General features: G+C 44.1%; 12 protein-coding genes and 1 pseudogene. 5 read left to right on the top strand and 8 right to left on the bottom strand.

The window, feature by feature from the left end:
* Nucleotides 1-100 precede the first annotated feature (100 nt).
* Nucleotides 101-730: a hypothetical protein gene (locus ACWYVB_RS06545; RefSeq protein ID WP_457528416.1), complete on the bottom strand. Its 630-nt coding sequence runs from the start codon at nt 728-730 to the stop codon at nt 101-103.
* Nucleotides 731-932: 202 nt separating this feature from the next.
* Between ACWYVB_RS06545 and ACWYVB_RS06540 the strand changes: the two genes are divergently transcribed.
* From ACWYVB_RS06540 to ACWYVB_RS06525, 4 genes are all read left to right on the top strand, one after another.
* Nucleotides 933-1,334, top strand: coding sequence for a GFA family protein (locus tag ACWYVB_RS06540; protein ID WP_080955925.1), 402 nt, complete (start codon nt 933-935; stop codon nt 1,332-1,334).
* A 152-nt stretch (nt 1,335-1,486) separates the two neighbouring features.
* Nucleotides 1,487-2,158 carry a YoaK family protein gene (locus tag ACWYVB_RS06535; protein WP_005391213.1) on the top strand — a complete coding sequence of 224 codons (672 nt, stop codon included), beginning with the start codon at nt 1,487-1,489 and terminating at the stop codon, nt 2,156-2,158.
* Between the two features lie 455 nt (nt 2,159-2,613).
* Nucleotides 2,614-3,978 (top strand): YjiH family protein, encoded by a 1,365-nt coding sequence (locus ACWYVB_RS06530; protein WP_041853121.1) that lies wholly within the window; start codon nt 2,614-2,616, stop codon nt 3,976-3,978.
* 447 nt (nt 3,979-4,425) lie between these two features.
* Nucleotides 4,426-6,297 (top strand): methyl-accepting chemotaxis protein, encoded by a 1,872-nt coding sequence (locus ACWYVB_RS06525; protein ID WP_048625268.1) that lies wholly within the window; start codon nt 4,426-4,428, stop codon nt 6,295-6,297.
* 153 nt (nt 6,298-6,450) lie between these two features.
* Here the strand turns inward: ACWYVB_RS06525 and ACWYVB_RS06520 are convergent.
* The 3 genes and pseudogenes from ACWYVB_RS06520 to ACWYVB_RS06510 form a co-directional block, all read right to left on the bottom strand.
* Nucleotides 6,451-6,782, bottom strand: a pseudogene (locus ACWYVB_RS06520) (hypothetical protein).
* Between the two features lie 235 nt (nt 6,783-7,017).
* A complete protein-coding gene (locus tag ACWYVB_RS06515; RefSeq protein WP_065645766.1) occupies nt 7,018-8,175 on the bottom strand; it encodes an amino acid permease in 1,158 nt (385 codons plus the stop codon).
* A 712-nt stretch (nt 8,176-8,887) separates the two neighbouring features.
* Nucleotides 8,888-9,199, bottom strand: coding sequence for a hypothetical protein (locus ACWYVB_RS06510; protein WP_006742087.1), 312 nt, complete (start codon nt 9,197-9,199; stop codon nt 8,888-8,890).
* Between the two features lie 141 nt (nt 9,200-9,340).
* Between ACWYVB_RS06510 and ACWYVB_RS06505 the strand changes: the two genes are divergently transcribed.
* Nucleotides 9,341-9,676 (top strand): helix-turn-helix domain-containing protein, encoded by a 336-nt coding sequence (locus ACWYVB_RS06505; RefSeq protein ID WP_457528413.1) that lies wholly within the window; start codon nt 9,341-9,343, stop codon nt 9,674-9,676.
* Nucleotides 9,677-9,891: 215 nt separating this feature from the next.
* Here ACWYVB_RS06505 and ACWYVB_RS06500 read toward each other — a convergent pair whose 3' ends face one another.
* From ACWYVB_RS06500 to ACWYVB_RS06485, 4 genes are read right to left on the bottom strand one after another with little or no spacing between them, the layout of a single operon-like run.
* The gene (locus tag ACWYVB_RS06500; protein ID WP_457528411.1) at nt 9,892-10,638 is read right to left on the bottom strand and encodes a PHP domain-containing protein; all 747 of its coding nucleotides are present in this window, start codon (nt 10,636-10,638) and stop codon (nt 9,892-9,894) included.
* A 25-nt stretch (nt 10,639-10,663) separates the two neighbouring features.
* Entirely contained in the window at nt 10,664-11,398 is a 735-nt protein-coding gene (locus ACWYVB_RS06495; protein WP_457528409.1) for a nucleoside/nucleotide kinase family protein, read from the bottom strand.
* 9 nt (nt 11,399-11,407) lie between these two features.
* Nucleotides 11,408-11,926, bottom strand: coding sequence for an MltR family transcriptional regulator (locus ACWYVB_RS06490; RefSeq protein ID WP_085344342.1), 519 nt, complete (start codon nt 11,924-11,926; stop codon nt 11,408-11,410).
* 59 nt (nt 11,927-11,985) lie between these two features.
* A complete protein-coding gene (locus ACWYVB_RS06485) occupies nt 11,986-13,257 on the bottom strand; it encodes a zinc-binding dehydrogenase (RefSeq protein ID WP_457528408.1) in 1,272 nt (423 codons plus the stop codon).
* Nucleotides 13,258-13,280 lie beyond the last annotated feature (23 nt).

Below are 13,280 nucleotides of genomic sequence, written 5' to 3'. Positions count from 1 at the left end.
AAGGCTCATAGCTTATGCATTCCCGTATAAGAAATCACTATGAAATTTCGAGATCTAGCGCAGAAAACACTGAATTTTTACAGAACTCAAAAAAAATTCATCACTGTTGCATATGTAAGTTATTCCCTACACGCTTTAATGTGGATGAATTTAATTGATTTGGCGTATCTGCCATTGCTTGATCGTCACCATGCGCTAAATATGAAAGCGCGATAATGGCATCACTTTCCCATGTAATTTGGGTAAATTTAACGCGGTCACCGACAAAAATACTGTCTAAAAGGACAACTCGGCTCGGCACGGGGTCAAACTTAAACAAGCCAACATAGTTAAACGAACCGCTACCTTGTGTCGTTACAATCATCGGTGCAGCAATCCATGAAACACTCTCAATCTCACGCTGACTAATAAACGCAGTTGGAACGAGTACCTGACCTTTTGTCGCACCTGCATCATAATCGCCTATCAGATAGCCGTTTTCTTTATCCCACTCATCAAGAAAAGTGACCGCTCCCTGCTCTGGTACTTGAATCGTCCATGGGTTGCGTGAAGTAATTCCCAGCGTCTCTTGCACAATAACATTGGTTTCTGCTTCCGTTTGAGGGAACTTAGCCATGATCTCTTCATCAAACAAACTAAAGCGATAAACACCCGCGATCACAACCACGACCAATAATACGATCGGAATAAGAAGAATAAGTGGTATCGGCAGGATTCTTTTGTGAGCCATGAAGACTTCCTTGTTTAAAGGTATAAATGAAAAGCGAGTATAGCATTGTATACCCAAATGATTTCATCCCTTCAAGTGTTTCAAAATTAAACTAAACTGACTGTATCCAAATGATTTTCAAGCCCAGATTTCATAACTGGCCACTGACACTGCTCTCAGTGTTCCAAATTCATTGGTGTATTGGGAAGAATAGGTAATCACGATGACAACAACCATTCATACATGCGAATGCGCCTGCGGTTTAGTTGAGATCCGTTGTAAGGGAGAACCCATCCGTACATCTGTCTGCCATTGTTTTGAATGCCAAAAGCGGACAGGCAGTGTGTTTGGGGTACAGGCTCGCTTTGATAAAGAGCACGTAACCTTAAACGGTGAAGTCACCTGCTATACCCGAATGGGGGATGATGGCAGCGAGGTTCAGTATGAGTTTTGCCCTTCTTGCGGCACGACAATGCGCTTATTGGTCTCTACATTTCCTGAAATCATGATCATTCCCGTCGGTCTTTTTACTGATAAAGAGTTCCACCAACCAACGGTTTCAATCTATGAACAGAGGAAACATGGATGGGTGAGTTTCGAATGTACAATGGAACACATCAGGTAGGGGAAATCCCCCTCTATGTCGTTATCACGGTCAACACAAAAGCTCTATAAATGAGATTTTTTTGAGAATGATCAACCGAGTTTTACTGTAAGGGGTTTCGTAACGCGGTGTGAGCGTTATAATCGGCTCCTAACATTTGGTGGGGTTTTATTGTGATTTCCAGACTTCCTCGTTGGGTGGAATATGGCGCGTTTCTACTTGCCCTTCTCGCGGGCTGCGTCAATGCCGTTGGTCTTCTCGGCTTTCAACATCAAGCGATAACACATCTTTCGGGAACCGTAACTCAGCTAGGGAACAGCTTGTTAACAGGTGTGGATAGCTCCATTCACCTGCTCTTCATCGTATTTAGCTTTTTGATCGGTGCTGCCTTTAGCGGCTTTTTTATTGAGAGCAGTGCGTTAAAACTAGGGCGAAGATATGGTGTTGCACTGTGCATAGAAGGGAGCTTGCTCCTACTCAGTTTGGGCTTTTTGGTGCAAGGGGATTTGTACGGCCAATATCTAGCGTCAGCAGCATGTGGATTACAAAACGCAATGATCACTACATTCAGCGGCGCAGTAGTCAGAACCACACATATGACTGGGATCATCACCGATCTGGGGATTATGATTGGAGAAAGCTTAAGAGGTCGTCAATTTGATCGACGTAAAGCAAAGCTATTCCTATTCATTTTCTTCGGATTCTTGCTGGGCGGTGTCGCAGGAGCCGCACTATTCGTGGTGTATGGATTATATACGCTCGTTTTCCCTGCAATATTGGCTTTCGCTACGGCTCTGATCTACTGGAGTTACCTTTACGTGCTTAGTCGCCAACAAAAAGCATAAAATTTCGAACCGATTGAGGCCGAATGCTTCAATCGGTTGTAGCTCAACTCTCTCACCGCTGCACTTCATAATAAACGTTTTATCGTGTTGTAACGCAGCTAAAAAACCTTATAACAGCTAGGGCTAACAGGGCTCCCGGCAAAAAGTTAGTTAGATCAAAGTCACATTTGTTTACCGTTTTATTATTCCAGTCACAATGCGCCCCATAATTCTCTGCGCTGCCCGCGCTCCGTGCTACAATTTTCTAACACAAGCAACATATTCGTATACACTTATACGTTATTTGACCAATTACCCGACAAATCGGCTGAATAACTAGATGTATTTAATGAATAGTATTGCAATGGATGCAGTTTGCGGGTACCCTCCGCAAAACTGTGATTAAATACGGATGTTTAGTGAATATTTATGTCATGGAAATGGCAAGTATTGACTAGTAGTAACACGAGACAACTATGCATAACACCACTAATGCTACTGAAGCTCCTAAGGGCAACTTTTGGATGTTTTTCATCCCTTCCCTAATCGGTCTTCTACTCTTTATGGCTCCGATCTCATACGATGGCGGCCTAACTATCCCTGTTGCGGTTATGGCAAAAGTCATCCCGGCAGTATTAGGCGATACCTTGATCGCTATCGTCACCAGTATCATCGCTTTCATGGCAGTCGCTTCTGTTCTTTGCAAAATTTTCAAGCCTGCAGCGATTTTACGTAATGGATTTTTAAACGGTCTTTTCAATCCATCGCCACTTTGGCTTGTTGTTCGCTTAATCGGCGGTGCAGCCGTATTAATGACATTCTTCCAAGTGGGTCCAAAAGCGATTTGGGAAGAAAACACAGGTGGCCTTGTTCTTACCGGTCTTCTACCAACTTTGTTTGCGGTGTTCATTTTTGCGGGCCTACTCCTTCCGCTTCTTCTGAACTTTGGTCTTCTTGAGCTGTTTGGCGCATTACTGAGTAAAATCATGCGCCCGGTATTCAACCTGCCTGGACGTAGCGCAATTGACTGTATGGCGTCTTGGTTAGGCGACGGCAGTGTTGGTATCTTGCTAACCAGCAAACAGTACGAAAATAAATTCTATACTCAGCGTGAAGCCGCTGTTGTCGGGACAACGTTCTCAGCAGTATCGATCACGTTTAGCTTAGTGGTTATCGCTCAGGTACAGTTAGAGCATCTGTTCCTACCTTTCTACGGCGCAATCTGTTTAGCAGGTATTGTCGCTGCGGTTATCATTCCTCGCTTACCGCCGCTAAGCCTGAAGAAAGATCGCTACATTGATGGCAGCAACCCAGATAAAGATGCTGACGCCGTACCAGAAGGCCACACCACATTCTCATGGGGTATGGATCTAGCACTTAAGCGCGCGGGTCAGGTAACATCTGTTCAGTCTGTATTTAAAGAAGGCGTACATAACGCAATAGACATGGTGTTTGGCGTACTACCTGTGGTTATGGGTCTGGGTACCGTAGCATTAGTGATTGCAGAGTACACTCCTGTATTTGAAATTCTAGGTCAGCCATTCATTCCATACCTAGAGCTACTGCAAATTCCAGAAGCTGTCGCCGCATCACAGACTATTGTTGTTGGCTTTGCGGATATGTTTATCCCGGCAATTTTAGCGGCATCAATTGATAATGAAATGACACGTTTTGTTATTGCAGCAATGTCAGTAACTCAGCTTATCTACATGTCAGAAGTTGGCGCCCTACTACTAGGCAGCAAAATTCCAGTAAACATTGTAGAACTGTTCGTTATTTTCATTCTGCGTACGCTAATCACATTACCTGTGATTGCTGGTGTTGCTCATCTGATTTTCTAAAATCAAAGCATCAATCAACAAAGGCTCCGCATTGTCGGGGCCTTTTTTATGTCTAAAACTCTATCTACAGCTCTATTCAGATGACTTAATTAGCAAACGCTCATAACTTACAACGAACAGCTCCAATCACGCCCCCTTTTACGACAGTTAAGTCGCTCTCATCTCACCAATAACGCCAACCTGAAACACTATGCTTTACGCAATTCTTTTCATTATGACGCTTTCATTAACAGAGCGCACAAATCTGATCAAACTCACGGTTTTTGTCGTAACTTACCGTTTTGTTTAAATTTGGTTAAAAAAGACAACAAATAGACTCATGTTTTTGACAACGATGTCGATAAAAAAGATAACCAAACACAATAGGTTTCTCTTGATGCCGAATTCGCCCGTTTAAAAAGAGGTGAAAGCATAGTGAAGCCAACCGGGAGAATCAGAGGAAAGCTCATGAAATTTAGACATAAGGTTGTCACAGCCTCGTCATTTTTGCTGCTAATTACCGTGTCACTACTGTCGACGCAACAAGTTATGACGATCCGCTCCCAAACGCAGGAGCACATTGACTCGAGTGTGAACGAGATATTGACCAGTGTTGGCAATACTGTGCAATCAGAAATGAATGCTAAAAAGGATCTCGCTCGTTCTATTACTGAAGTTATCGAACTTAATCCAAGTTCACACAACTACGTTCAGAACATTCTTGAGCGACCAACACCAAAAGCCAGCTTTCTTGCGATTGGCTTTGGTTATGAAAGCAATGGCTTCGTGATTGAAAATGACGACGGCTGGGAAGCAGGACCAGACTACGATCCGCGTCAACGTCCTTGGTTCATCGCAGCTAAAAACAAAGGCGATTTGGTCGTAACAGACCCATACGTCGATGCGTCTTCAAAAAACGTCATCATCTCTGTTGGCACACCAGTAAAAGAAAACGGCCAGTTCTTAGCTGGTATGTTTTATGACCTCGAACTAACTACCCTTTCTGACCTCGTCAACCAAGTGAATCTGTTTGACGCTGGTTACTTATTTTTGGTCACCGCTGATGGAACAACCATTGCTCACCCTCAAAGCAAATACAACGGTGAAAAAGTTGGTAGCTACCTACCACAGGTCGATCTTACACAATCAACGCAACACATTGAGATCGATGGCGATCGTTATATGATTAACTTGACTCACATCCCGGGCGAGAACTGGTACGTGGGTTCAGTTATTGATGAAGCTATCGCCTACTCTGCCGTAGGAGAGCTTCGCAACAGCGCTATTATTTATTCAATCATTGCCGTGATTGCTTCTGTTATTGCACTGACTCTGCTCATTCGCACACTCATGCGTCCGCTAGACACATTAAACAACGCGATTAAAGGTGTTGCGTCTGGGAAAGGCGATCTTACACAGCGCCTTGAAACTGATACTGACCAAGAATTCTCAGAGCTTGCTACAAACTTCAATACGTTCATGGAAAACTTGCAACAGCAAATTATTGAGTCGAAGAGTATTTCTGATCAAATTTTGAATGGCACTCAAATCACCGCTGAGGGTGCAAAAGATTCGGCTGGTGCTATTCAAACTCAGCTACAAGAGCTAGAACAATTAGCCACCGCGATGCACGAAATGTCTGTTACCGCGACTGAGGTTGCCAATAATGCGCAAGGCGCAGCAAGTGCAGCCAAAGAAGCTGATCAAGCAACGGTTGAGGGCTCTTCTGTGGTCGGTGAATCGACACAAACGATCAACATGCTTTCCGATAGCATTGACCTTGCTGTCGAAGAAGTGCAAGTGCTTGAATCGGCAACCGCCAACATCGAAACGATTCTAAAAGTCATCAACGATATTGCGGACCAAACGAACTTACTCGCGCTGAATGCCGCAATCGAGGCTGCACGTGCGGGAGAATCTGGCCGAGGCTTCGCCGTCGTTGCTGATGAAGTTCGTACACTGGCGCAACGAACTCAAGAATCAACAACAGAAATTCGTACTATGATTGAGCAGCTGCAATCTGGCGCATCATCTGTGGCAAATGCTATGCATCAAAGCAAGGGTAGCGCTGTAGAAGCTGTAGAAAAAGCAGACTTGGCAAACAACGCGCTACAACGTATTCGTGATGCGATTCAGCGTATTTCTGATATGAACTTACAAATAGCCTCAGCGGCGGAAGAACAAAGCTTAGTTGCGGAAGAGATCAACAACAATACGGTGAATATTAAAGACCTATCGACTCAAGTCGCCGAATCTGCAAATCGAACTAACGATGCTATGCAGGCACAGCAAGAAGATGTACATAAACAAGATCAAATATTAAACCGATTTACAGTCTAGTCTTCACCTAAACAAAAACAGCGAGCCAATGCTCGCTGTTTTTGTTTTTATACCTCTATCGCAGTGGTATCTAGACTTAGAACGCCTAGTTTTTAGTGTTGTTGCCACTCGGCTCAAAACTGTTATCACGCTTGCTATGCTGCCTTTCCCACTCTAGTTGAATTCAACATGGATATAGCGGTCATTGGAGCGACGATAGAAACGATCATCCACTTTTAAATAAGTGAAATCTCCAATCTTTATGTAGGTACTATTACGAGGAATTCGGTCGTGGTAGTAGTAACTGCGTCTTGGTCGTCGAGACTCCACATAAATAACGTCACGATGTTTATACTTATGTTTATGCTTGTGCTTGCGTTTATGATGATGGTGATGCTCATGATGGTGATCATATCGATGACCATGCCTATGTTTCGGGTCAGCCATCACTTCTGTACTAAAGACAATATAACGCCAACCATGGCAAAAGATAATTGCTTTGACACAACAGAGCCTCTTATTAATATCAATAGCAACATAATAGGTAGGTGAATCACTGCACATGTCAGCCTTTCGCCAAGGAATTTTACTACAAGGTCAAAGCTTATCGTGATTATCAGAGAAAGGTTAAGCATCACTGATATTGATAACTTTTTAAGTCCTCTGTGTTCGGGTTATAAACACAAAAAAGCCGCCCGTTATACAACGAGCGGCTCAGTTTTTAAATCAGCTAGCGTGATTTTATACGGCTTGGGCAAACAGCAAGAAACAGCCGAATAGGAAGATCATGCTCATTCCCATTACGCCGCCACCAGCTTCATAAATATTGTCATCTTCTACTGGCACTCGACGCACTTTCATTGTCATTGATAATGGGACAAAGACCGCGAGAAACACAAGAATAATCCCCGCGTAGCTAAGAATAGCCAAGAAGTGTTCTGGCGCAAATACAGCACCTAATAGTGGTAGCACAAAAGTAGTAACAAAAATCACTGGCTTACTTGCTTTCAGTAGGTCTGCATTTTGATCGTATAGCGCCATTGCAACACCTAAGAACGACGTTAGCAGTGCTAACCCAGTGAACATGGATAGGATAAACTCCAAACCCTCGTATTGCTGACCTAATACCGAGATTAACTCTGTTACATTGGAGTATTGAACAAGCTCATGAGGTGGTAGGTTACCGACAACTGCTAACAACCATAATAGGTAACAAACAAGCGGAATAGTTGAACCCAAGATAATCATATTACGCAGTTGTGTTTTGCTCGCCTCTTTGTTGTAAGTTACAAGCGATGGGATCACGACCATAAAACCGAAACTGGTGAAAAGCACCGAGCTTGTCTTAATTAGCGCCATCTTATCGTCACTCACGACTTCCTCAAGTCCCTCAAACGAGACGCTTGGTGCAAGCGCAAAAAGTGTCAGAATCAGCGCCACGATCATGCCTAGGAACAAACCGCGATTAAGCTTATCTACAACCCCTGTGCCTGCCGAAACAATGATACCGACTAAAAGAGTAAAACCGACTTGGCTTGCGATCGTAGATGTTGGCAGCCCAATTGAGGCTGTTACTTTTTGTACGAGATCACCCGCACCAATGATATAAGCCATCAATAGACAAACTAACAGGGCGTAAAGCAAGCTGTTGGTTACCAACTGGCCACCTTTACCTAGCGTTTCGCGAGCAATTGCATTCATGCTCACGCCACCGCCTACTTTGCAACTGGCCTCAAGAAGGAGCAGCGCAGCGTAAGTCGTCCCAGCCCAGATGAATAACATAAGAAGAGTGCCCCAAAGGAGGCCAAATTGAGCAAGCACCATTGGTATAGCAAGCATACCAGCGCCAAGAGCAGTACCTGCAACGATCAGGGAGCTGCCGACAAGTTTTAGGTTCACGGTTAATACCTCTAAATTCAATCCGTTTATTTATCGCCAGTTGTGCTACATTCAAAGCACACTCAACAAAACGCTCTACTCAGCCAAAATTTGGTTACAAGAACTCTATGTTACAAGAGCCCTGTATGGCTAAGAAAGCATGCAGCAAAAGGTGGTTAATTCAATTGCACATGAACACTTGAGAGTCGTTTTGGGCGATGTCATCGTTGATGAAATGCGCACAACTTTGGGTTCGAAGCAAAATTGTTCATCTTAATTCATCAACGCCATTCGTTATGAATGGATTTGGTTCGAAAAGATTGTAAGGCATAAGCAGGACGATTGAAAAGCAAAAGGTCAATCTTATAGCGATATATTTTAACAACTCTCCTCATTCACCTAAGATGTGTTGTTATTTTCATCACTAATCAGTCTTTTATCGCCTAATGAGAGTAAGAACGTGCTCAACCGCTCAATTTTGGATGGGTGTACAAATTAATTTACAGTTCAAGTTAAGGTGTTAGATTCCAGGGGCGTAGCCTAGATCGGACAATATCGCTATTATTCGCTGCGTACCGACACTGTTCGGTTCACATACCTCTAAACACTGATTTACGGTTCGAAACTATAGGTAAATGAGTGTCCGAATGCTGGGTGTGGTTCCCCAGCATTTGCATCCTTTCGTTTTGGTGTTATCCAAACTGTCTAAGTCTAAGCTAGCTTGCCCATTCTATTAATACGCTTTATCTAACGCTCCGATGATATAAGTTAATGCTGAAACGCCCATATCCGCGACCTGCTTCTCAGTCACACTCATATTTTCATACGCAATCTGCAACTCTACCTCACCTATCGATTCTTTATGAAGATAAAGCTCTTTGTAGTTCATCAACCTCTGTTGAGACTGTCGAGTCAGAGCGACAACATTTTCTTTAGTGACACGATGCTGCTCATTAAGCTCGCTAAATAATTGATCTAAAATGCGTTGCATTTTGCGAATTGAAGATTTTGTCTCGATTGATTTGTATGATTGATACTTTTCCATTGAGTTTATAACTGACTAAAATATGTACATTTTTATTAGATAGCTATTCTTATACTGATTGCAAAACAGGTAAATATGAGATGGTTAAACTGGTCCACTTCTTGCTTTATTTAGGTCAAAACTGTCCTTTCAGGAGAGCACATGCAGGTCGATCCTATTATTGAAGCACTGATTGCGAGAAGAAAAGCGAGTGGCCTCTCCCGTGAACAAATGGCAAACATCGCAGGGATGAGCGTGAAAACGTATCTACGGATAGAGCGTGGAGAATCCGACCTGAAACTTTCCCAATATCGCTCCATACTGCGCTCTCTGCATTTGACCGATCTCGACATCGCATTGGATATAAGAGACGTTCAACATGTAACAGCGGATGATCTAATGGCCGTTGCACGCTTGCTTTCTCCTGAAGCTCAGTCCCTACTTGTTCGCCTGTTATCGCTCGTTATTGAACAGCGGAACACAAAAAGCGGCTCATAACCTTATGACTGATTAAGAGCAACAAAATTCCCGCTCGTCCTATAATATTCTCGAATTATGGCCTTCATTCCCTTTTTCATTGATTCTTCTTTTCACGCTTTATATGACAGTCGCGTTGTGTGTTCTACGCCTCCCCAAAACGAATAAAACCCGCAGCTTAGCGGGTTTTAGGGCTGTATAAGAAAATACTTCGTTTAATGTGTTTGGGATTTTACTTAGTAAAAATCCTTAAACTCTGAAATCCTCGCCTTACCTCTCAGCAATAAGAAGTTCAAGAATCGGCTCGTCGACGTAGTGAGTATCTTCTCTTCTTCCACACCGTGTTTTTCCAGCAAAGCAATCGCCAAATCTAACTTAGAGATCTCTTCACAGAAGTGCGCATCAGATCCGGTACTGAAGTAAACGCCAACCTCTTTGCCCAGCTCGACAATGCGATCACAACGGGAATCACTACCCTTACGGCTTTTGCCTGTCAAAGATGTATTGTTAACTTCAACCGCAACATTGTGCTCTTTAGCACAGCGCAGCACCTGTTCCATATCGAATGGGTAATTTGGGTTGCCTAAGTGACCGAGAACATCCACCCTGCCGCTTTTAATCGCATTTATCAGAGCGGCAGTATGCTCAGCTTCGGTTGCGGGCTTGAATACGGGTTCATGGAAACTCGCAATCACCCAGTCAAGATGTTGGTCAGAAGACGATGGTAAGTCTATCTCCCCTTTCACATTCAGCGTGTTGGCTTCGACACCACGGAGAATACCTACATCGTGTAAAAAGCGGGGCAAAATTCTTTGATTATTGAAATGCCAGTAGTGAGGGGCTCCTGGCATTTCGGGAGCATGATCGGTGGTACAAAGAAGTTTTAGCCCCTTATTCTTGGCTGCCAATGCGTTCTCTAAAATGGTGCTGTAGGCATGTCCACTGGCAATAGTATGGGTGTGGCTATCAACGACGATATCCATGGTGACCTCCTAAATTGTGGACGAATTATCGAATTTCGAACGAACCGTTTTGATTGAGAAACAGCGTGAGATCCGCTGGAATTGAGTGATTTAAAACCTTATCTACATTTACGGCATCTGAGTTCAAATAAAACTCCAATGCAGCTTCTGGCTCTGTACCACCACGAATCTTACGATTGACTAAACGCTCTTGTAGAAACTCAGGCTGTGTATCTACGAAGACGGTGAAATCGGCCAAGCGATGCAGTTCTTTCCATACTGGTTCATCTAACAGCAGCCAGTTGCCCTCGACGACAACCACATTCCGATTTACCAAAATGGCGTCGTCGACTGGATCATGCAAATTGCGGTCGTAGTATGGCCATTTTGTATCTTTCATTTTGAGCTGTTTGAGCTTGTCGATAAGCTCCGTCAGATTAAATGTTTGATAGGACCCCTTAATACTGCGCAGAGGCACGAGCTCGCCATCTCGTTCAATCGTATTGTTGTCGAGGATCTCATTTGGATAGTGGAAACCATCAAACGGCAGCACTTGTAAAGGCTCTTGGCTTTCATCATGTTCAGAGAGATGTTCCCAGAACGCAGCAAGGGTTGACTTACCGCTACCCGGAGGGGCACACAAGAACACCACTATGCGTTCCTGCTTCTCATGATAGAGGCGAGTAAATTTTTCGATAAGAGGCTGATGGATTCGTTTTACGTCGGCATCAGGAAAGGTAGCTTCGGTTTCAAAACCACTGACGTTTAAATTCACTTTCATGGTGAACCCTTATTGATTGATCTCCCCTTCGATTCTTTCTATCAACATTTCACACGACAGCTTCAACACTGTTTTGATGAGAGATTCGTATCTCATTTGCGAAAAGGACTCAAACGAAGAGAACTTAAGCTGATTGATCGACTCAAGATAAAAGCTGTCTTGCTGAGAAGAGAGTACCGCTTGGTTTTTGATGAAATCGTAAATCACGTCATCCGCGAATTCGACTTTCTCAGGTTGGCTAACCACGTACTCCAAGACCTGATCGTACAATCCGATATCGGCGTAAGTTTCCAAAGAGATTTTGCCCATTGCAAACATCAACTTTGATACCACATCGGTCGTCACCAACGGACCATCTTCTTTCAATAAAGGATCCACAGCATACTCCTTCACAAGGTCGTCTTGGACGAACACGCTCGGAAGTAATGCTTTTAACTTGAGGTTAATTATTTTGTTAGAAACCCGAAGAAACGCAGTCGCATTTTTGCACTCGTCCAGTTTCTCCAGTAATTCGTCTTCACGTGACAACGTATTATGACCTCTCCATTATGTGGCAGCGCAAAGGCTACCACACAAATTCGTTGCAACTAAACCGTTAAGCTCACGTCATAAAACTCAAGTAACGCTTTTTCTGCATGCGCGTTCCACACATAGTTGTTGGCGTTCAAAATTGCGTCTAATTCGGCGAAGAACGGGTCTTGGTCTGCCAGCGATAAAAAGTCATCAATCGCGGTCAATGGCAGGTCAATATGTGGGTAAATCAACTTCTTACCGCCCGGAATATCCAACTGATTCAAAATCGTATGGGGTGCAGCTTGTAAGCCACCGACATGGGTGATCATGAAAGACGGGTTGATCTTGCCTTGTGAGGAAAGCTCAATAGATTCCACCATGTCACCCTTTGAACCACCGGACGTCCCTACAATATGGGTTGATTCGTAATGCACGTTGTAGAAGTTAAACGGCACTTTGAAATTCTTATCTGTAGGGCCTGCGAAGAAGTTTAGGCAGCCATCGTTACCCAACAGCTCATCGGCTTGTTCTAGCACTTGAGCAACAGCCGCGTAGACCATTACATCGTCGTAGCCTTTGCCACCGTTGAGTGCTTTGAGATACGCGACCGGATCGTCGATTTGAGCGGTATTCACATAGTGCAGTTCAACGCCCTGCTCTTTGGCTTTTGCAACGGGAATGAGGCTTTCAGCTCGGTCTAAACGCGCGGCGTCGATGTCCGTCACCACGATCAGTTTTGGCTTTACAGGGCCGTTGATCGCATAGTCAATCGCACCAATGCCCATTGGGCCAGCACACGCAAGTAGCGCTAATGCTCCGCCCTCTTTGATGCCCATATCGTGCTCGTACACGTATTGCGTGGTGTGGTAGCTCGCGTGGTACGCACCAATAATGCAAGACATAGGCTCAGCAAGCGACGCATCAGCAAAGTAATCGCCGTGGTAAGGCAGCACGCAGCCTAGGTCGATAGCGATTTTAGGAATAATGGAATACGTCGCGTTGCCACCAAAGGTCTCATAGCTGTAGCCCGCTGAGTTGCCTGTTGGCAAGCCCATGGCAGGTTGCAAAACAAAGTAGTCACCAGCTTTGAATTGATCTTTTAGATTCTCACCGACTTCAACAATCACACCTGCGTATTCATGACCTGTCATCACTGGCACTTCGTCAATGTTTTCAGGAACGCGTTTGTGTTTGCTACCTAACAATGCTGCTTTGTAAGTGGATAGACAAATGCTGTTTGAAATATTTTTAACCAGAAGTTCGTCGGCTGAAATGTTTGGCAAATCAAAGGTTCTTAATTGAACGTTTTTCTCACCACAGATAACCGCTGCCGTTGTTTGTACCATGATTTCTCTCCTAATTGGGGCGA

It is taken from the genome of Vibrio sp. JZG10, from assembly GCF_054064075.1.
This window is presented reverse-complemented; position numbering and strand designations above follow the sequence as displayed.

Bases quoted from the DNA above. Each gene is read 5' to 3' on its own strand.
- ACWYVB_RS06545 (WP_457528416.1), bottom strand. From the start codon at position 730: ATGGCTCACAAAAGAATCCTGCCGATACCACTTATTCTTCTTATTCCG.
- ACWYVB_RS06525 (WP_048625268.1), top strand. From the start codon at position 4,426: ATGAAATTTAGACATAAGGTTGTCACAGCCTCGTCATTTTTGCTGCTA.
- ACWYVB_RS06530 (WP_041853121.1), top strand. From the start codon at position 2,614: ATGCATAACACCACTAATGCTACTGAAGCTCCTAAGGGCAACTTTTGG.
- ACWYVB_RS06500 (WP_457528411.1), bottom strand. From the start codon at position 10,638: ATGGATATCGTCGTTGATAGCCACACCCATACTATTGCCAGTGGACAT.
- ACWYVB_RS06510 (WP_006742087.1), bottom strand. From the start codon at position 9,199: ATGGAAAAGTATCAATCATACAAATCAATCGAGACAAAATCTTCAATT.
- ACWYVB_RS06505 (WP_457528413.1), top strand. From the start codon at position 9,341: ATGCAGGTCGATCCTATTATTGAAGCACTGATTGCGAGAAGAAAAGCG.
- ACWYVB_RS06540 (WP_080955925.1), top strand. From the start codon at position 933: ATGACAACAACCATTCATACATGCGAATGCGCCTGCGGTTTAGTTGAG.
- ACWYVB_RS06495 (WP_457528409.1), bottom strand. From the start codon at position 11,398: ATGAAAGTGAATTTAAACGTCAGTGGTTTTGAAACCGAAGCTACCTTT.
- ACWYVB_RS06485 (WP_457528408.1), bottom strand. From the start codon at position 13,257: ATGGTACAAACAACGGCAGCGGTTATCTGTGGTGAGAAAAACGTTCAA.